Annotated in this window: 12 protein-coding genes; 2 read left to right on the forward strand and 10 right to left on the reverse strand. The window is 65.7% G+C overall.

The genetic code is table 11. The features are described 5' to 3' along the window. Positions 1 to 14 precede the first annotated feature (14 nt). Positions 15 to 758 carry a trehalose-phosphatase gene (otsB, locus tag MKK65_RS25985; RefSeq protein WP_243960911.1) on the reverse strand — a complete coding sequence of 248 codons (744 nt, stop codon included), beginning with the start codon at positions 756 to 758 and terminating at the stop codon, positions 15 to 17. Positions 759 to 876: 118 nt separating this feature from the next. Here otsB and MKK65_RS25990 point away from each other — a divergent pair, with 118 nt between their 5' ends. After that, positions 877 to 1,386, forward strand: a complete 510-nt coding sequence (locus tag MKK65_RS25990; RefSeq protein WP_243960913.1) for a DUF427 domain-containing protein — start codon at positions 877 to 879, stop codon at positions 1,384 to 1,386. Positions 1,387 to 1,443: 57 nt separating this feature from the next. Beyond that, complete coding sequence (locus MKK65_RS25995; RefSeq protein WP_243960915.1) at positions 1,444 to 2,667, forward strand: serine hydrolase domain-containing protein; 1,224 nt, start codon at positions 1,444 to 1,446, stop codon at positions 2,665 to 2,667. A 16-nt stretch (positions 2,668 to 2,683) separates the two neighbouring features. Here MKK65_RS25995 and MKK65_RS26000 read toward each other — a convergent pair whose 3' ends face one another. The 9 genes from MKK65_RS26000 to MKK65_RS26040 form a co-directional block, all read right to left on the reverse strand. Next, a complete protein-coding gene (locus MKK65_RS26000) occupies positions 2,684 to 3,295 on the reverse strand; it encodes a DUF2147 domain-containing protein (RefSeq protein ID WP_243960919.1) in 612 nt (203 codons plus the stop codon). 211 nt (positions 3,296 to 3,506) lie between these two features. Continuing rightward, a complete protein-coding gene (locus MKK65_RS26005; protein ID WP_243960921.1) occupies positions 3,507 to 4,037 on the reverse strand; it encodes a GNAT family N-acetyltransferase in 531 nt (176 codons plus the stop codon). Between the two features lie 155 nt (positions 4,038 to 4,192). Further along, positions 4,193 to 4,402 (reverse strand): hypothetical protein, encoded by a 210-nt coding sequence (locus tag MKK65_RS26010; protein ID WP_058191194.1) that lies wholly within the window; start codon positions 4,400 to 4,402, stop codon positions 4,193 to 4,195. Between the two features lie 308 nt (positions 4,403 to 4,710). Next, positions 4,711 to 5,385 (reverse strand): hypothetical protein, encoded by a 675-nt coding sequence (locus MKK65_RS26015; protein WP_243960923.1) that lies wholly within the window; start codon positions 5,383 to 5,385, stop codon positions 4,711 to 4,713. Positions 5,386 to 5,422: 37 nt separating this feature from the next. Then, positions 5,423 to 7,591, reverse strand: a complete 2,169-nt coding sequence (locus MKK65_RS26020; RefSeq protein WP_243960925.1) for a UvrD-helicase domain-containing protein — start codon at positions 7,589 to 7,591, stop codon at positions 5,423 to 5,425. After that, on the reverse strand, positions 7,588 to 9,360 hold the full coding sequence (locus MKK65_RS26025) for a DUF1998 domain-containing protein (RefSeq protein WP_243960927.1): 1,773 nt from the start codon (positions 9,358 to 9,360) through the stop codon (positions 7,588 to 7,590). Before MKK65_RS26025 ends, MKK65_RS26020 begins: the two co-directional genes overlap by 4 nt. 3 nt (positions 9,361 to 9,363) lie before the next feature. Next, a complete protein-coding gene (locus tag MKK65_RS26030; protein WP_243960928.1) occupies positions 9,364 to 13,938 on the reverse strand; it encodes a DEAD/DEAH box helicase in 4,575 nt (1,524 codons plus the stop codon). Between the two features lie 2 nt (positions 13,939 to 13,940). After that, on the reverse strand, positions 13,941 to 14,348 hold the full coding sequence (locus tag MKK65_RS26035) for a hypothetical protein (RefSeq protein WP_243960930.1): 408 nt from the start codon (positions 14,346 to 14,348) through the stop codon (positions 13,941 to 13,943). 252 nt (positions 14,349 to 14,600) lie between these two features. After that, entirely contained in the window at positions 14,601 to 18,749 is a 4,149-nt protein-coding gene (locus tag MKK65_RS26040; RefSeq protein WP_243960932.1) for a hypothetical protein, read from the reverse strand. Between the last annotated feature and the right edge of the window lie 2 nt (positions 18,750 to 18,751).

The raw sequence follows: 18,751 nt of genomic DNA on the forward strand, positions 1-18,751 counted from the left end.
AGGATAGGGCGGCCTCAGGCCGGAGGCAGGGCCTCGGGATCGATCGTGCCGCGCTCCGCCCAGTCCCGCAGGAGGGCGCGGACGGCGGCCGGGTCGGGCAGGCGGCGGCTCGCCACGGTGTCGCCGTCGCCGATCCGGACGGCGATGCCGCCATCCTCCTCCACCGAAGCGAAGGCGATCTCATCGGTGCGGTCGTCGCCGAAGAAGACCGGCCGGCGGCCGGCATAGGGGGCGTGCTCCAGGAAGGCGCGGATCGCGTGAGCCTTGGTCGCTTGCGCCGGGACAATCTCGCCCACAGCCTTGCCGAGCTGGAGCCGATAGGCTCCCCCGAGGGCCTCGGCCGTGTCCCTGACCAGCGCCTCGGCCCGGCCGGCATCCTCCGGGTTCGCGAGACGCCAATGCACCGCCACCGAGGCGCCCTTGTCCTCGATCAGCACGTTGTCGAACCCCCGGCTCTCCGTGTGCAGGCGCTCCACCTGCCGTCGCAGCTCCGGATGATCCTCGGCGCGGCCGCCCGACAGCGCCCCGCCGACCCGGCGCTCGACGCCGTGAAGCCCGGCCGCATCGAGGCGCGCGGGGCCCAGGAAGCCGTCGATCACCGTGACCGGACGGCCGGTGACGATCGCCAGCGCCCCGCCCAGCCGATCGCGCAGGCGTTCGAGGGTCTCGACCAAGCCAGGCTCGACCAGCACGGCATCCGGCCGCGGCGCGATCTCGGCGAGGGTTCCATCGAAGTCGAGGAAGAGGGCGATGTCCATCGCGGTCGGTCCCGGGCGGTAAGCGTCCGGCACGCGCTAGCATGCGACGACGGCGCGAGAAACGGCTATGGGCCTCAACCTATCGCTTCAACCGGATACGATATACGCCGGAAACGTCATGGCTAGACCGATCTCACGCCCGATCCCCGACCCGACCGCCCCCGGCGATGAGAGCGTATGGGATTATCCACGCCCGCCGCGGCTGGAACGGGTGGCGGAGCGATTGCAGGTGGTGCTCGGCGGTGCCGTGATCGCTGAAACGACTGCGGGCTACCGGGTTCTGGAGACCGCCCACCCACCGACCTACTACTTACCGCCCTGTGATGTAACGGCCGGCGTACTCTCGGGTCCGCGTCGCGGTGGCATTTGCGAGTGGAAGGGGCAGGCCGTGCTGTTCGACGTGCATGGCGGCGACCGGCTGGCGCCCAGCGCTGCCTGGTCCTACCCGGAGCCGACGCCCGGTTTCGATGCCATTGCCGGCTATGTAGCCTTTTATGCGCTGCCGATGGATTCCTGTTTCGTGGGAGCCGCACGGGTCACGCCCCAGCCGGGGACCTTCTACGGCGGCTGGATCACGCCCGGCATCGTTGGCCCGTTCAAGGGTAGCCCGGGCACGATGGGCTGGTGATCTCACCGGAGCGCGCTTTATCCTCCTGATCGAGCCTCACCGGCCGAAGGAGACGACATGAGCGCGCTGACTGCGATCGATCCCAAGGGTGCAGGCCTCAGCCCGGACGGGCTCGCCCGGATCGTGCCTTGGATGGACCGGCTGGTTGCGGACGGTCGACTCGCTGGACTGTCTGTCACCGTGGCTCGACGCGGCCGCGTGGCCTTCGCCCGCGCCTGCGGCCAAGCGGATCTGACCCGCGCCACGCCGTTCACCCTGGATACGGTGACCCGAATCTATTCGATGACCAAGCCGCTCACCTCGGTGGCCGTCATGCAACTCTATGAGCAAGGCCGCTTCCAGCTCGACGATGCTGTCGCGCGGGTGCTGCCGGAGTTTGCCGAGATGCGCGTCGCCGTGGGCGGCAACCGGTCGAAGATCGAGACCGAGCCGGCTCGCCGACCGATCACCGTGCGCGACCTTCTCACCCATACGGCGGGCCTGACCTACGGCTTCATGGAGGCGACTCTCGTCGATGCCCAATATCGCGAGCACGGCGTGGATTTTCTGGCGCGCGAGGGCAGCCTCGCCGAAATGACCCGACGGGTCGCAGCGCTGCCACTGTTAGCCCAGCCGGGTAGCGCGTGGAACTACAGCGTCGCCACCGACGTGCTCGGCCAGTACGTGGCCACTCTCACCGGGCGCCCCTTCGCCGATTACCTGCGGGAGGAGGTCATCGCGCCCCTCGGCATGGTCGACACCGACTTTTATGTCCGCCCGGAGCTGATGCCGCGCTTCTGCGCGACCTACGCGTATGACCGCGCGCGCCAGCTCAGACAATTCGACGATTCCGTTGAGACTGTCTTCGCGCAACCGCCGGCCATCGCCTCGGGCGGCGGCGGTCTCGTCTCGACCGCGGCCGATTACCAGCGCTTCTGCCGGATGATCCTCAACCAAGGGACGCTTGATGGAAATCGATTGCTCGGCCGAAAGACCGTGGCGCTGATGCTGGCCAATCACTTATCGGGGGATCTTGCGGCCATGGGCACGCCACGCTTCGCTGAGACTTCCTACACTGGAATCGGCTTCGGCCTCGGCTTCTCAGTGATGCTCGACCCTGCCCGGGCCCAGATCCTCGGCACGCCCGGCGAGGTCGCCTGGGGCGGCTTGGCCTCGACGGCCTTTTGGATAGACCCAGCCGAGGATCTCTCGGTCGTGCTCATGACGCAGCTTGTGCCGTCTTCGGCCCTGCCGATCCGGAGGGAACTGCGCGTGCTGACCTACGCGGCCCTCGACGATTGAGGGCCGCGCATCCTGCTTATTGCGGAGCGGGAGCGTCCGCGGCGGCTGGCTTCGACGGCGGCTTCGCGCCCGCCTTGGCGGTGGGCTTCGACCCCGCGGCGAATTCCGGATCGCTGCGCGGGCCGTTCGGGGCGTTGGTGGGTCCTGTGAGCTGGCCAGGCGCGAGGTCGACGACCTTGTTCCAGGTCTGCGACTTGCACAGGAACGCGATCAGGCAGCCACGCACCGTCAACTCGTTGGGCGCGTCCGTCCAGATCGTCACGTCGTAGGACTTGCCGTCCTCGGAATTGTAGATCTTGCCCTCGTAATGGGCGTCAGCGTTCGGCTTCAGACCCATGATCAACTGGTGACCGAGGGATGGGCGCGCCTGCTTCTTCGGGTCGGGATTCTTGAAGTCGATCCGCGGCTCGCCCTTATCGTTGAGCGGAACCTTCAGCCACACCACGTAGCCGCACAGACGGTCGTTGCCCGCACCGCACTTCTCGAGGCGAACGCGGGCGCGGCCGTCTTCGGTCAGATAGGTGCCGCTGGGGTCGGCCGGAGCCGCGGCTTGCGCGGGAGCCGCCAGCGCGGCGAGCGCAAGGACCGCGAGCGGCGCGATCCGCCGACCGATCGAAGACATCGTCATACCCGAACTCCCTTGCCTCGCGACCCTGAAGGAGCGCAACCACCCGCCATGCGGAAAGTCCCCTCGGTCGCGTCATCGCGCTGTCGCCGGGTCCAGAACCTGGCGACGCGCGCGTCCTGCCCGCCCTGTCCCGCGCGAACTTGTCCGCATCATGACGGCGCAGCCTTGGGCTGAGGCGTATTGGCAAGTCTTCGTATCGATGGCGGATGGTTCAGGCACGCGTAGGCGGTGCGCTGCGGCCGGGCCCGAGCGGCCGCTGCATCAGAGTCACGTCGAGCCAGCGGCCATGCTTGTAGCCAACGCCTGCCAGGGTGCCGACCGGCGTGAACCCGAGGCCGGCATGCAGCGCAACGGAGGCGGTGCCGTCGCTCTCGGCGATGACCGCGACCATCGTCCGGCCACCAATGCGCTCGCTCTCGGCGATCAACGCGGTGAGCAGGGCGCGGCCGAATCCTTCGCCCCGGGCTGACCGCGCGACATAGATCGAATCCTCGAGGGTCGAGCGGTACGCCGCGCGCTGGTGATAAGGGCCGGCATAGGCGTAGCCGGCCACCGTGCCATCCCGGACAGCCACGAGATACGGGAAGCCGCCCTCGTTCAGGACAGCGAAACGGCGAGCCATCTCAACGACGCTCGGCGGCTCCAATTCGAAGCTGGCCGTGCCGGTGCTGACGGCATCGCCGTAGATGGATGCGATGGCCGGGAGATCGGCTTCGATCGCTGGGCGGATCGTGTGGGTCACGGTCCACTTCTATCTGCCCGACGCTCAGACCGGCAATGCGCGATCACCCCGAGGGGCCGGGCGATCGCGCCCGGATCATCACGGAATATCCCGTGGCCGGATTGCGCGGGGATGGACGCAAATCCGGTCCGCAGTCGATACGCCGTGCGATCCGATTATTCGGCCGCGGTCATTTCGGCGGTGAAGTGGCCACACCAATCCTTGGAGGCCACCACCGGCCACAGACCCTTGGACTGCGGTGCGGGCTGGCTGACCGGCGGATTGAAGCGGCAGAGACCCTCGTCGCCCTGCGCCTGCGCGCCGTTAAGCTTGTGATCGTCGAAGAAGCGGCAGCTCTCGCACGCGGCGTTCGCGGTACCGGTCATGGTGTCTCTCCGTCGTCGTGAAGGCTTCGGCAGGTCGTCGAGTTGGCCTGTCTCAGTTCTTAATTAGAACAACTCCAATGAAGCGTCAAGGGCGACGCGACCTCCGGCGGCGGCTTGTGCAGGACGAACGTAAAGTTGGCGTAGGACGAGTAAGGTCGGCGAGGAAACGAACGCATATGTGCCGGTGGTTCCCCGGTGGCATTCGCGCCAACCTGCTCGCCCCGGGCCTAAGCGCTCCGTGGGCGAGCTACTCGGTATAGCAACGTGACCGGGTCGCTATCCTCTAGAAAAATTCGCCACCGAAGGTATTAGATCGCTTCAAGCCGTTCCTGGACCCGATCGCCGCTCATGTTGAAGAAACGCGAGTTTAGGTCAACAAAAACGGGCGAACGAGCGTTGCCCGTGCAATCTCTTTCTCCATCTTCGTTCAAAAAACCGACTGAAGCATTCACCCAAAACCTAAACTCACCAACTGAGTAGCTGCAGACGTTATCCCGCGGTTGTGTGGCCCAGCTATCCCGCACACGCGTCAGTCGACAAATTGTCATGGCCAGCATCAGTGGCTGATCATTGCTGTCATTCCAGATTTCATCCTCATTTTTAAAATGTATGAAATCAGAATCTGAAAATTCAAAACCGGTATTCCGTTTCACGTCAGTGAGATCATCATAAGGGTGGGTATGGAAATCGCCCAAGAGCGTCAACTGAGGCGACCACCTTTTCACGAAAGCATTTTTCAACGTGAGCGCATGAGGATTTGGGGCAACCCAACTGGAATTTCTCAGAGCTGATATGCTTATTGAAAACTTTGAAATAAAGAATACGGTATGCTCTGCTTCGACGCGCTTAAATCCCCATATATACCCTAGCGTCTCTATCTTTTCCTTGTTCTTTTTGTTGCCGTCTCCCAGGCAGTATGCCTCGATGGCCGCCAAAGACATGCTTTCAAGAACTTCGTCCGAAATCCTGACCGAATAATCCATCGATCCCTGCTCCCCGCCTTTAAACCACTGAGCTGCCCTACGCCGCTTCTTGTACTGTCGGCGGAAGCAAATGGCTGGGCGTGCCGGTCGTGAGGATCAGCAGGCGCTTCTTCGCACGTGTCGCCGAGACGTGAAGCAGTGCCTTGTCCGCATCCACGACGGCTCGCCTGATCGCGGCGTCCGGCGCGGCATCCAGCAGCCACTTCGGCGGTATGATGCCGTCGTTGACCTCGACCAGGGCGATGGCCGCGAATTCGAGCCCCTTGGCGCGATGCATGGTGCCGACGCGGACACCGGGCTTGCTACGGTCGTCGGCCGTCTTCCTCGCCAACGTCACGACCGAATGGCCGCTCCCGCGTAGGGCCTCGGCGGCGTTGCGTACGAGGTCGTTGGTCCGTGCCAAGACGCAGATCTCGCCGTCCTCGATCCCCTGCTCCCGGCACCGCTCTATCCACGTTGACAATTCCGCCATGCCCGCGGCGGACGAGGATGCCGAGATCATCTCCGGCTCCGGACCATGGAACAGGCTGCGATAGCCCTTCAGGTCGTCGGTGGCCTCGTCGAGATCGTCCACGGGCACGCCCTGGACGATGGCCTCCGCGAAACGCCGGATCTCGTCCGAGGTGCGGTAGCAGATGCGAAGCTTTCTGCTGCGGCCGCGGACGTTGATGCCGCACTTCGTCATCGACGCGCGGCGGCCATAGATGCGCTGGTGAGCGTCACCCACGATGAAGATGCTCCCCGGCGCCGCTGCGCCCTCGACCTTAGGCGCCAGCTCGGCGACGAGTTGGAAGGCCTGCATGCCGAGATCCTGTGCCTCGTCGACCACAACCGCCCTGTACGGTAGCAGCGCGGGCTTGTTCTGCAGGATCTCGCGGGCGTCGCGGTAGGCGTCCTCGGGCTCTGACAGGCCTTCCGCGTCGAGGCGGGCCCGGTAGGCCGCGAAGATCGCCCAGACCCTTTCCTTGGTGCGGCGGTCGATGGGGGTACCCCGCCCGGCCCGCTGTACCCGAAGGTAGGATGCCAGGTCCTTGATGCCGTTCGCCTGGACGACCTGCCGCCACTCGTCTCTCAGGAACTCGACGCCGAGGCCGATGTCCTTGCCCTTGGCAAGGATGGCGTGATCCCAGGCCTCCTTCTGTCTCCCGTCCTCGGCGTACAGGATCTCCCGAGCATAGCCTTGCTTCCGCAGGAAGTCGGTGACCCATCCATCCAGGTGGGTGACCTCGATCCGGGTCATCTGGTCCGCCGAGCACAGGTTCCTGAGGTCCGCCCGGACGTCCGCGGCCAGGTTCGACGTGAAGGTCGTGAAGAGGACGCGACCGTTCGCGTCGCCCCTGTCCACGAGGCTCTGGGCGACATGACGGGCGCGATGCATCGCGACCACCGTCTTGCCCGTGCCCGCACCACCCCGCACGAGCACCGGGCCGCTCCAGGCCTGCTCGACGAGCCGGCGCTGGGAGGGATGCAGGAAGATGCGCCAGAACTCCAACGGCTCGTCCAGCATCCGCTGCAGCTCGTCGTCGTCCTCGACGAGCCAGAACGACCGGCGGCTCTCGTCGGTGCGCAGGGCGGCGGCGAAATCGTCGTCCGAGACGGGCTTGGACTTACCGCGCTCCAGCTCCTCCAACGTCTCGTCGACCGAGAAGTCTGCCGCGAGGCAGATGAGGACGTCGTACACGTCGGCGGGGATGCCCTTGCCGGCCTCCTCCAACTCCGCGTCGGATCGGATGGCCCGGATGGCGGGGATCAGGGCTACCGGGATACCGAGCCGAGCGAGGTCGGCATCCTTGATGGCTGCGAAGAGCGGGCTGGCTTCCAGGGTGGCGGGGCTCGCCGTGCGCGGTTCGGCGGCGGCCTCCACCAGGGTCATGTCGGTGACCTGGACCGCCGAGGTCACGGGATTGACGTCGACGACCCGGTTGATCGCCCATTTATAGGCGGCGTCGTGCTCGTCCATCCACATCACAACAAGCGCGCCGCCGCGGTCGTAGATGATGGCACGGTGGTTCTGGTCTATGCGCGCCGACCTCATGTGCCGGTCGCGGGCGTTCACAACCTTCTCGAAGTTGATGCCGTTGGCGCCGGGATCGTTTTTGAGCTGCAGGATCAGCTTGGCGGCCTTGTCCTGCACGGCCCTCGGCAGCCGGTTCTGGGCCATGAGGGCGTCGATCATGATGTGGACGTCGCGCTTCCTGGCGGTCATGCCGCAACCCCCATCACGTCGGTGAGCACGTCTTCCTGGCCGGTGTAGACGACCACGTCCCAACCCGGGAACACGTCGGCGAGCGCGGGGTCGATCACGACGCCGCGCCGGATGTCCGGCCATGCCAGTTCGAGGGTGCCATGCACGAGCCCGTCCTCCGACGCGACCTCGTAAAGCGCCTCGGGAACGGGCACCGGTGGCGTGCGCAGGCGCAGGGAGACGATGAGCCCCTTGAGCTCGGGAAGCGCCAGTTCCTCGACCTCCGCCCAGGCCGCATCCGCCGTGGCCGGGCCGGGCTTGGGCGACGGCTGCTCCATGGCGGGTAGATCAAGCCCCTCCGCGCAACCGACGTAGAACGACGGCAGGAACTGAAGCAGGTTGAGGAGGCGAAGTCCCCCGTTCCATGCCGCCTGCCCGTGTGGCGATATCGTTGTCCGCCGCTCGAAGCCGGCGACCACGGTCACCTCGTCGGCCCGGGGCCACGCGGGCGGCTTCCACGCCTGCGCAATGGCGACGGCGACGGCCCCCACGGCCGCTTCCTCGACCTTGCCGAGGAGGTGGTTCCCGACGAGATCCTCCAACGTGGCCCGACCGCCATCGCCGGCCATCGCCTCCACGGCATCGAACAGCGCAACCGGATCCCGGCCGCTCGCCCGACCGAGGAGCATCAGGCCGGCGGCGACGGATTCCGCCCTCCTCGTCCATCTGGAGGGGTCGGCCTCCCGGACCAGTCGAAGGAACTGGAGGAATGGCGGCTCGTCCACTGCCGCCCGCATCTCGGTGACCCGCTCCTGGCCGTCGGCCAATTTCGCCAGGGCGTCGTGGGGCAGCTTCGCCAGGGGGTCCCAGAAATGCGCCGATGGCGAGCTCGCGCCCTGCTCGACGTCGTTCTTCGAGGCGGACCAGACGTGGACCCTGCCGCTCCTGACGAGCCGCTGCCGCAGCGTCAGGTCGTAGGGGACGATGTCGGCATGGTGGGTCCAACCGTCGACATAGATGGCGACGGGCCTGAGCCCCTCCTGCGGCACCGCGGGCCAGAGCACGAAATCGGCCCGCGTCTTCGGGACGTCTGGATAGACCTTATGGAGGTCGACCTGCGGTTCGAGGCGCCACTTGCCGCTCCCGTACGTGACGGCGTAGCCAGGCTTGCCCGAGATGACGATCTTGGCGAACTTGCCGCCATCCGACGCCTTCACGTCATGCTCGAAACGCAGCAGGAACCGGTATTCCAGGTTGCTCTCGATCAGCTTGTTGAACTTGATCTCGTTTACGGTGGCGATGGGCTTGAGGCTGTCCCAGCCGGCGATGATGTCGGCCAGGATCCGCATGGCCGCATCGCGGGAGATCTCGCCCCGCCCGAAGGTCGCGGCGTGCGAGCGGATACATCGTGGGCACCCGTCCTTCGCCGGGTCGTCGTTGCAGACGCAGGTCCGCATGTGCTCGAAGGCGTGCGCGAAGACCGACCGGAGTTCCTCCGGCTTCGTCGCGAGCTGCTTGAGGTATCCGGTGCCACCCGGGACGGTGTCGTAGACGTAGAGATGGCGCCGGCTGAGGGGCCCTTCCTTCGTCTCGACCAGAGATGAGCGCAGGTGATCCACCTTGCCCCTGAAATGCAGTCGGAGGCCGAGGTCGATGGCGGCGCGCAGCGACTTGACGGCGTCGGCATCGTCCGCGGCCGCGAGCGGCAGCAGCATCCTGATCGCCTCGGAGGTGAACTCCCGGTAGAGATAGACGACGGACACGTAGGTGTCGGCGCTCTCGGACTTCACCTCCTAGCAGCGAGGCACGTGGACGCCGAGCTTCGATCCTTCGCGCTTCCTCTTCCAGAACTCGTCACCGGCCTGGACCTTGCCGCAGCTCCGACAGATCGAGAACCCGTGACCGTACCGCTTCTCCCCAGCCACCTTCTGGCCGGTCGGTGCGTCGCCGCGCTCTCCGAAGTTGACCTCCCGGAAGGTGCAGCGGCGAAGGTGTTCGTAGGCGAAGGGGGCCTCGCCGTTGTCGATGGCATAGGCGTCACCGACCTGGTCCCGTTCGAATGCGGGCAGGTAGTCCCGGTCGAAGTAGTGGCGGTCGCGCTCGTCGGCGTCGTCCCCGATCCGTGACTTCCGGTCGCTGCCGATCGCGAGCACCTGCTTCAGGCGGATCATCGGCCGTCGCGAGCCGGTGTCGGCCCACATCGGCGAGGCGCAGCACGGGCATGGCGCCTCGGTCGTCCCGACCTGGTCGAGCTCGATGTGCGTGCATTCCGGGCAGACCCGCCACTGCTCGACGGGCGAGGCGGAGAGGTCGATCTGGTCGATCCTCATCTTCCGGCCCTGCGCGTAGAAGACCGCGTTCGGCGCGAAGTCGGACAGCGCCGCCGCCGCCGGCCGCATGTACTCGGTGACCGCCGGCTCGTTGTTCGCGTCGTCCGAGGGCTCGGAACGATAGAGGACGGACTTGAGGGTCACCCCCTGCTCGGGGAAGGCATAGTTGGGAAGGATGCCGCGGTCGGTCAGGAAGCCCAGGTTGTCGCCCTGCTCGATCCCCTGCTTGATGCGACGCAGCGCGCTCCTCTCCGCCTTCAGGGCGTCGACCTGCTGGTCGACGTCCAGGGGCGGCGGGACCATCGCGCCGAGGCGCTTGATCAGGTTGCCGCAGTCGTTGACCCGCTTGAGGACCGACGCGATCTCCTTGCCGGCATCCACGTACTCGGACGCCACGAGGTGGGTCAGCCCTGCGTCCTCACCCCCGACCGCGAAGGCCCTCAGCGTCTCCGCCGTCTCGCTGTCGTCCCGGATCCGCGGGAACAGGCCGCAGAAGCCATCGAAGAGCGCCTCCGCTTTCCCGGATCCGGCGAGGTACTCGAACCACGAGAGCGGGAACGAGGCGCGGTCCCCCGTCTGGATCGCCGCCAAGGCGCCGCCGATCTTGCCGTAGCCCTTCGACGCCGCACCTTCCTTGACCCAGCAATCGAGGGTGTAGGCGGCGAACTGGCGCTTCAGGATGGCCACGGCCTTGAGGTGGACGCCGGGCGTGCGGACCTTGCCGGAGATCATCTCCTGGGGGTCCGTCCAGTACCACATGTCGTGGGGCCGGCCGTTGGCCACCGTCACGTTCAGGGAGTTCCCGTCGCGACGCCCCGTGCGGCCGATGCGCTGGACGTAGTTCTGTTGCTCGGGGGGGACGGAGCAGAGGATCAGGGTCGAGAGGTCGCCGATGTTGATGCCCATCTCAAGGGTGGGCGTCGCCGAGAGGAGGTTCGGATACCAGGTGCGAGGCGTGGCGGACATGAACCGCTCCTCGACCCGCTGGCGCTCCTCGCGGTCGAGCAGGCTCGTGTGCTCCGCGGAGAGAACGCGCTTGACCCGCCCCCTGGTCATCACGCGGGTGCGGATGGCGGTCCTCGCGCCGTTCTCGGCCAGTTCGAGGCTGCCGTTGCATCCGACGCGGGTGCACGGCATCCCAACCCAGGATACGGTCGCCGAGGTCGGGACGTTGTGGTCCGACCCGCAGGCGTCGCAGCGGACCTGCTGGGTATCCGTGTGGACCTGGATCGCTTCGGGCAGCAGCCCCCAGGCCGCGTTCGTGACGGGGTCGCGCCCCAAGCCCACCGTGACGCGCTCGGCGATGCCTTGCCGCTCCATGATCCTGAAGAGGAGCTGGTAGGCGTCCCTAAAGAGCGTGCCCGTCAACGTGAGGGCGTGGTCGAAGCACTTGTGGAACCAGGGCACGTACCAGCCGCCCACGCCGTCGCTCGCGACAGTCTCGAAGCCCTTCAGGATGCGGTTGGACGGGAAGACCGGCTTCGGCGACGCCGGCGCGTACTGCGGCAGGGACTTCCCTGACGGATGTCCCTTGGTCACCGCGAACCATCGGGCCTCGTGTCCGACGTAGATCCGGGTGACGTCCGTGACGACCGCTCCCCTGGCCCTCATGTGGTCGAGCACGCCGACAACGAAGTGGACGATGTCCCGCGGCTCGATGGCGTCCGCCGCGCTCCCGAGGGCCTCGGGCATCCGGAGGCCGAACTCGTTCACCACCCTCTCGATGGCTTCCACGCTCACGTGGGTCGCGACGATGCCGAGACGTTCGACGGTCGCGCCCAGGCGGGACCTGAACGTCAGCTCCGCGAAGGTGTCCCACGCGAGGCGCTCGCGCAGGTAATCGGGAAGCTTGCTCCTGGCCGGGAGCTCGTCGGCCCCGAGGAGCTTCCGGTAATCGTCGCGCCATTCCATGTCGGGGGGCAGGTACGTGGCGACGAAGTCGGCGTCGTCGGCGCCGGGTCCGAGCGCGGCCTTCATCGCGTCCGGGGCGCGCCCGGAGACGGTCCCGAGGTCTGCGACCACCTCCTCGCACACGAAGCGGGACAGCGCCGCGCGGAACACGCTTGAGGCGTTCCTCGCCTGCAGGACGGCACCCCGGTGCGCGGCGTCCTGCACCGAGTCCGAGAAGGTCAAAATCTTGGGGTCGTCGTTGTGATCCGAGGCGAAGAGGGTGCCGACCATCCCTGAGACCATGGTGACCGACTGAGCCCCAAGGATGCCCATCCCGCTCGGGCTGCCGCAGAACGGGCAATCGTGATCGACCCGGAAGCGCTCGTCGGCGAGATGGCCGGGCTTATGGACGAAGAGCTCGATGAGCGAGGTGGGCTCCGCCTTGCAGGAGCTGCAGCCCTTCTCAGGCTTCCCGTCGTAGTGCGGCACCAGGCACCGTGTGCACAGCCACGCCCCGAGGGTCTGCTTGGAGAGCTTCCTCTTGGTCCTTGGCACCGGTTCCTCGGGCAGGAGGAACCTCAACCGGTCGGAGTACCCGAAGTACGCCTGGTAGACGTCCTTGGGTTCGGCGCAGAGCGCGCGCCGTTCGTCGGCCGGCATCACCGTCGCCCAGCCCGCGCCCCCGCAGCCACGGCAATGGATGACCGGGAGGGCCCGCCTCTGCTCGTCCTGCCCGAGGTCGTCGTGGTGCCTTAGCCAGGGCGATGCCTCGACGGTCGCGACCATGCGGCGCATCTCGCGAAGCCAGAGCTGGTTGCGGACGTTGAAGAACGGCAACGCCATCGGCCGTCCATGCTCGTCCCACACGTCCGGATCGGCGCGTCGCGCATGGGCGATCAACGCCGTGAGGGTGTCGAGCAATGCATCCAGATGGATATCGGTGAAGACGCGGTAGAGCCGGTTGCCGCGAAGCTCCTCACGGAGGGTGGTATACGAGGTCGGACGCCCTTTCATGACCTTCAGGAGGTTCTGGAAGAAGAGGTTCGCGTCGATCATCCTCCCCAGCGCGAAACGACCGTCGATCTCGGAAAGATCACCCGGAGGTTGGTCGAACCACAGCCTGAAGGCCCGGCGCACGAGCTCGTCGGGTAGGATATCGTCGATGGCCTCGACAACCGACCGCGCGTCGGCCTCGGTGGGCACGTCGAAATATTCGACCTGGAGGGGTTGGAGGTACTCCATGACCGAATGCCGGTCCTCCAGGACGATCGAGTCCTTGTCGAACGGCTCGTCGAAGATCTCCGCCGCGTATGCGATCAGGTCGTCGACCGCTTCGGGGCCACCCAGTGTGGCCGATGTCCCGACGCAGCAAAGGTCTCCGCGGCTTATGGCGAGACGGGCCTTCAATCGACGGACGAGGCTCGCTAGGTCGGTGCCCTGCGCCCCGTCGAAGGTGTGGAGTTCGTCGACGACCAGATATCGGAGCGGCGCGGGTTTCCCCTCCCCGCCCCAGATCGAGCGCTCGTCCGGTCGGACGAGCATGTAATCCAGCATCTTGTAGTTCGTGAGCAGGATGTCCGGCGGGTTTCCGATCAAGGTCGTCCGGTCATCGATCACGCTGTGATCGGTCATTCCGTTCGTAGGATGCTTCGAACGTTCGTCGGCGTAGAGGCCGACCCTCAAACCCTTCAGTCCCGGCGTCTTCGCGATCAACCTGGCGATGCGGCGTGCTTGGTCCGCTGCCAGGGCGTTCATCGGGTAGACGAAGATTGCCTTGATGCCCCCCTCCGACCTGGCCTTGCGGCAGGCGTCCAGGATGGGCAGCAGGAAGCATTCCGTCTTGCCCGAACCGGTACCGGTCGCGACCAGCGTGGACCTGGGGCGGTCCGACGAGAGACGCTGGAACGCCAGTTCCTGATGCTTGTACGGCTTGAAGCCCATCGAGATGGCCGGGAAGAACTCCCCGACCCGTCCGCTGCGCCTGAAGGGCATGTCCAGGGACAGCCAGGGGCCTTTGACCAAGCTGTCGCGCTCGCCCACGAAGCGTTCGATGAGATCGTGGAACCCCGGCGACGACGGGGCGAACGTGGCGCGAAGCTGGTCCTCCACGCCGTTCCGGACCTGACGTGCCAGGATCGAAGGAAGCATGGTCAGGCAGCCTTCTTCATGTTCTGGGCGGAGAAGAAGGCCCATGCGCGCCGATAGTCGGCCTCGCGATCACAGGTGACGAACGGCGCCGGATAGCTGCGCGTGATCGTGGTCGGTCCTTCGGGAAGGAAGTCGACCGTCAACTCGCAGTCGAGGGACTCGCCCTCGGGCTTGTCGGCATAGAATTCGACCCAATCACGGGCGCTCGGTTTCTTTCCGTCCGGCTTGCGCCATCCGAGGCCGCTCAGTCCCTTCGAGCAGGTCCAGACGATGCGGCCGTTGAGATCGTACCAAGTCCCGCGCTCGTTCTCGTCGAGGACATGGAACTGGGTCCGGTACATCTCGATGAGTTGTTCGAGCGTGAGGCCAAGCGCCTGCGCGACCAGCACGTCGATCTCGACCAGGGCCAAACGTCTGGCAAAGTCGGACCGGAGACCAACCCCTTGGTTCCAAGATGCATCGTTCTTGAAAATATGCGGAGTTTCAACTGACAGCCGAGGATCGCTAGAACTCCAAGACATCACATTGAGAGATCCAATGTGCCTATCCCAGAGGCTTGCGTAGTGGCTGCTTAGGCAATTTAATCGTAGAGCGCGATGCTTAGCAGTATCAGCAACATTCGCCCAGGGGAAAAAACGAAGACTTGACTCTCTAAAATCAGTTTACCCAGTTGCCTTAACAATAAAATCAAAAGGTAGCGACATCCATAGCGGCGCCGCATCAACAAGTGTCTGATCATCGCCGAACGCAAGGCTTTCTACGGTATCGACATGCGCTACGCCCGGGGGAATGAGTGCGCAGATAAGGGTGCGCTCTGTTGGTGGGCTCATCATACGCCTGAAAGCAAGTCGAAATGCGTCGATGTGCCTCTTCGTGGTGTCCCACTGAAGGGCAGGGAGGCCACGAAGATAAACTTCTTTGCTTGCTACTCGCCTATAATAGTTCCTTTGCAAGTATTCACTATTGACATCACAAAGGTCAATTTCATTTTCTCTGCGCCCTTTGATATCGGGGCATTTGTACATGGGGTTACCAACGTAGATAAGGGATCCGGTAAGAACTACCTCATTAGCGGCGCCTGGGAACCAGACCGTCTGTTCAAGGGTATGTGTACGTTTTGTGGCGGTGCTTTCGTCCCATAGACGACGCATCTGAAACGGGCGCGCCGCTTCAGTAAATGATGTTCGCGAACTCGAAAATGCATCGAATATAGAAAGCGTTTCAGTCGAGAACGGAAATAGAAAACGGGTCATATCTGCTGATGTGCTCTCGTCCTCGATCACTGCGGCGAAGGACTTGAGCGTCGCGAGATCGACACGAACTATTCGTTTGCGATGTCCACGTGTGTCCCAACCGCCCTCGGGTCGCTTCATGCTGGGGACGGGTCCAACAGCGTCGTGTTCGTAGCTGTCATCCACCATGTTGGGCAAAAGTAACGAGGCGATATGATCGAAGCCGACTTCCTGCTCAAAACCGGCGTAAACATTGAGACTGAATGTCTTGCGGTCGCTTACTTCTGCGAACATTCTCCGGGTGATGGCATTTCTGAAATGATAGTGTCGCCGGATGCGCCTATACCACGTCCGCCGGAGCAAACCGCCATCCGGGTCGGACAAATGATTATCCTGGTGGATCAGGGCCGCGTAGCCGCCTCGCGCCGTCACGCGGAAGGCTAGGTCCATGAAGCACTTGTAAAGGTTGGGTTGCCCCTGGGCCAGGAACGGGTAGCACGTCGGCGAGGAGATGAACGCCTGCAGGCCGCCGGTCCCCGTGTAGTCCTCCAGGTAGGCGGCGCGGGCCGAGGGATCGGATAGCAGGGCGGGCTTTCGCTTATCGACCTCGGCGGCCGACACCTCGGTGATGCCGAAGATCGGCTCGACCTCGCTGAGCACGTGCGCGTCGATCCACGCGGGCTTCAGCCAGGGCGGGTTCCCGATGACGAGGTCGAAGCCGCCGCGCTCGCGCATGACGTCCGCGAACTCAAGCTCGAAATGCATGAAGCGCTGGCGCCCCGCCACGCGCATCGCGGTCGGCATCCAGGGAGAGGCCTCGATCAGGTGCTCGACGTTCACGTCGCCGAAGAGGTCATCCTTGCGGATCTCGAAGACGCGTTCCTCCGCGCGGAAGAGGCTGTCGCCGCCCTTCCCGGCGGGCACGGCGACCGTCTCGAACAAGCGCCCCTGGGCGGAGCCTGTGGCGAACGCGCGGGTCGTCACGCTCTGCCCGTCCGCGCCTTGCGTCAGGACGAGGTCGAGGCCCTGCAGGAAGGTCGCCCTGGACGGCAGGAGGTCGGCCTTGTCGATGGGCCAGAACCAAAGCGAGCACCACGCGTCCATAGCCGCGCGGAGGCGCCGCCACGGAACGGAGTTCCGAACCCCGTCGCCATGGAATTTCGCCAGCCGGCGCATCTTCTCCTGGAAGTCGACGTGCCGTTCGCCCTCCTGGCTTGCGGCCGGCCAGATGGAGATGTCGTCGTTCACCTCGGCGCGCATCTCTCGCAGGCGGTCGGCGACCTCCTCGAAGAGGACGTCCACCGCGGCGGAGAGGCGTACGACCGTCCGGACCTCGTCGGTGGTCAACGGCTGGACGAAGTCCTTGCGCCACCGCGTCAGGGTCTCCCAGTCCTCCTTCACGGCCAGCGGCGCGACGGTCTTCGCGTCGTAGCCGCACATGCCGGGATCCGGCAGGAGGAAGTGCCAGACCTCGTCGGCGGCCCGGGCCTCGCCCGACCACCCGATCTCGCGCGGCCGCTGCCGATACCAGCGCTCGTCCTCCTTGCGGCGCATGAGCGACCCGACCGGGAAGACGGCGCGCCGGGCCCCGACGAGGGAGTTCCCGGCGTGGACCTGGTCCTCGAACCACGGTGCGAAGCCACCGGCATGCAGGCAGTTGAGCCAGAGCGACACCTGTCCCAGCTCGACGGCGATGGGGTTAAGGTCGACGCCGAAGACGTTGCGGTCGGCGAGGTAGGCGCGGACCTTCTGCCGCTCGTAGCCGAAGGACTCGTGCGGGATGCGCGTGCCGACCTCGGCCTGCTTCATTTCGAGGTATCGGTCGGCGAGCTGGTTGACGACCTCGACCAAGAAGGCCGCGGAGCCCATCGCCGGCTCCACGATCCTGAGGCAGAGGATGTCGTCGGCCGTCTTGCCGGCAAGGAGGTCCTTCAGGGCGTACTTCACGAGCACCCGGGCCAGGGGCTCGGGCGTGTAGTAGGAGGCGGAGTTCTCGCGGTTGCGGCCGCCGAGGCGGTAGATGAAGGTCCCGCGCGGATGGACCTGGGGAAGGTTGCCCGCGTAAACGATCTGCCCGTCCTTCGGGTCGGCCGCCTGCAGGAACTCCCCCGCCCGCGACAGGGGGGCGAAGAAGGCCGCCTCCAGGGGGCCGGGCGCTGGCTTGCCGGCCGGCTTGAGCTCGATCAGGTCCTCGGTCGCGAAGAAGCCCGAGAAGGAAAGCAGGCTCTCGTAGACGGCGCCGAGCTGCGAGATGCCGAGCTGGGCGTACGAGATGCGCCCGCGCCTCCTGCCGCGGTCGCCCTTCGAGAGCGACAGGAGGCGGATGACCGCCTGCAGGGGCTCGTTCCGGAAGCGCAGGCCGCCGAGGTAGGTCGCGACCGCGTCGGGGTCGAACAGCCGCGCACGGACCGCGTGGAAGGTGAAGGCCTCGCCCGCGTTCCCGGCGGCCGGCGTGCCGTCGAACACCAGGGCGAAGAGGGCGTCCAGGGTATCCGAGATGTAGTGGCCGTCGCGATCCTCGTCGGTCTCCAGCGGCACGAGCTCAAGCTCGCGCAGGCTCTCCAGGCTGTAACCGGTCCGGTAGGCCTTGGCCCTCATCGGGGCGAACCCGAGCTCGGGACGGGCCTCGATGAAGAACAGGAACAGGAGGCGGTACATATACCGCAGGCACTCGGTGGAGAGCCTGCCGGCGTCGAGCATGTTCTCGCCCGAGAAGACGGCTTCCTTGCCCGCGCGTCGCTTGGCGACGACGAGCTCGGCGGCTTCCCTCCCCAGGATCTCGATGGCTTCCCGGAGGGCGAACTTCAGGTCCTGCGAGACGCCGAAGGCGTGGCGGTGGCTCTCCTCGTCGATCCGGTCGATCAGGGGCGGCCCGGATCCTGGCGCCAGCGAGACCGCTAGTAGCAGCGCGGCGGTCACGTCGAGCGTCGTGCCCTCGGACCGCCCGAAGATCTCGGTGAACCGGAAGCGCAGGAGGCGGCTGTCCGCCCACTTGCGTCGGTCGATCAGCACGGCCTGCGACATGCTCAGGAGGATGACGAAGCGCGGCGGCGCGGCCAGCCCGAACACGCCCCGCGTCACCGCCGTCTCGGCCGTGTCCTTGCGACGGCGCGCGATGTCCTGCGCGCTCTCGATGTTCTCGAACTGCTCGCAGCGAAACCTTACCTGGAGCGGGTCGGTCTCGAAATCGTCGCCGGAAGGCGCCGGCACCTCGACGACCCAGACCTGATCCTCGTCGCCGAAGCTGCGACGCGCCAGGACCGGGATGAGCTTGCCTTCCGCGTCGAGGATCAGTTCAGAGCGGCGCTCGTATCCGAGGGCATCCAGGAATTGGTGCGCGAACTCCCTTCCGAGGAGGAGGCGCTTCTCGTGGTCGCGTTCGGCGGCGTAGTCGGCCTGCAGCCGTCCCCAGGCCTTGGCGACCTTCTCCAGGCTGCGCCGGGGGGACGGGAGACCGTCCCTCTCGGCCGCGCGCCAGGCGGCGCGCGTCTCCTCGATGTCCCCCTCGAACACCGTCGTGAGGTAGTGCTCCGAGTAGAACTCGTTCTCGTTCGATATGCCGGCGAGCTCGATGGGCATGG

The sequence above is a fragment of the Methylobacterium sp. J-001 genome, from assembly GCF_022829565.1.
In the GTDB taxonomy this organism is placed as follows: Bacteria; Pseudomonadota; Alphaproteobacteria; order Rhizobiales; family Beijerinckiaceae; genus Methylobacterium.

Excerpts from the sequence above, each read along its gene's own strand:
- MKK65_RS26030 (WP_243960928.1), bottom strand. The coding sequence starts at position 13,938 with ATGCTTCCTTCGATCCTGGCACGTCAGGTCCGGAACGGCGTGGAGGAC.
- MKK65_RS25995 (WP_243960915.1), top strand. The coding sequence starts at position 1,444 with ATGAGCGCGCTGACTGCGATCGATCCCAAGGGTGCAGGCCTCAGCCCG.
- MKK65_RS26000 (WP_243960919.1), bottom strand. The coding sequence starts at position 3,295 with ATGACGATGTCTTCGATCGGTCGGCGGATCGCGCCGCTCGCGGTCCTT.
- MKK65_RS26010 (WP_058191194.1), bottom strand. The coding sequence starts at position 4,402 with ATGACCGGTACCGCGAACGCCGCGTGCGAGAGCTGCCGCTTCTTCGAC.
- MKK65_RS26015 (WP_243960923.1), bottom strand. The coding sequence starts at position 5,385 with ATGGATTATTCGGTCAGGATTTCGGACGAAGTTCTTGAAAGCATGTCT.
- MKK65_RS26020 (WP_243960925.1), bottom strand. The coding sequence starts at position 7,591 with ATGACCGCCAGGAAGCGCGACGTCCACATCATGATCGACGCCCTCATG.
- otsB (WP_243960911.1), bottom strand. The coding sequence starts at position 758 with ATGGACATCGCCCTCTTCCTCGACTTCGATGGAACCCTCGCCGAGATC.
- MKK65_RS26040 (WP_243960932.1), bottom strand. The coding sequence starts at position 18,749 with ATGCCCATCGAGCTCGCCGGCATATCGAACGAGAACGAGTTCTACTCG.
- MKK65_RS25990 (WP_243960913.1), top strand. The coding sequence starts at position 877 with ATGGCTAGACCGATCTCACGCCCGATCCCCGACCCGACCGCCCCCGGC.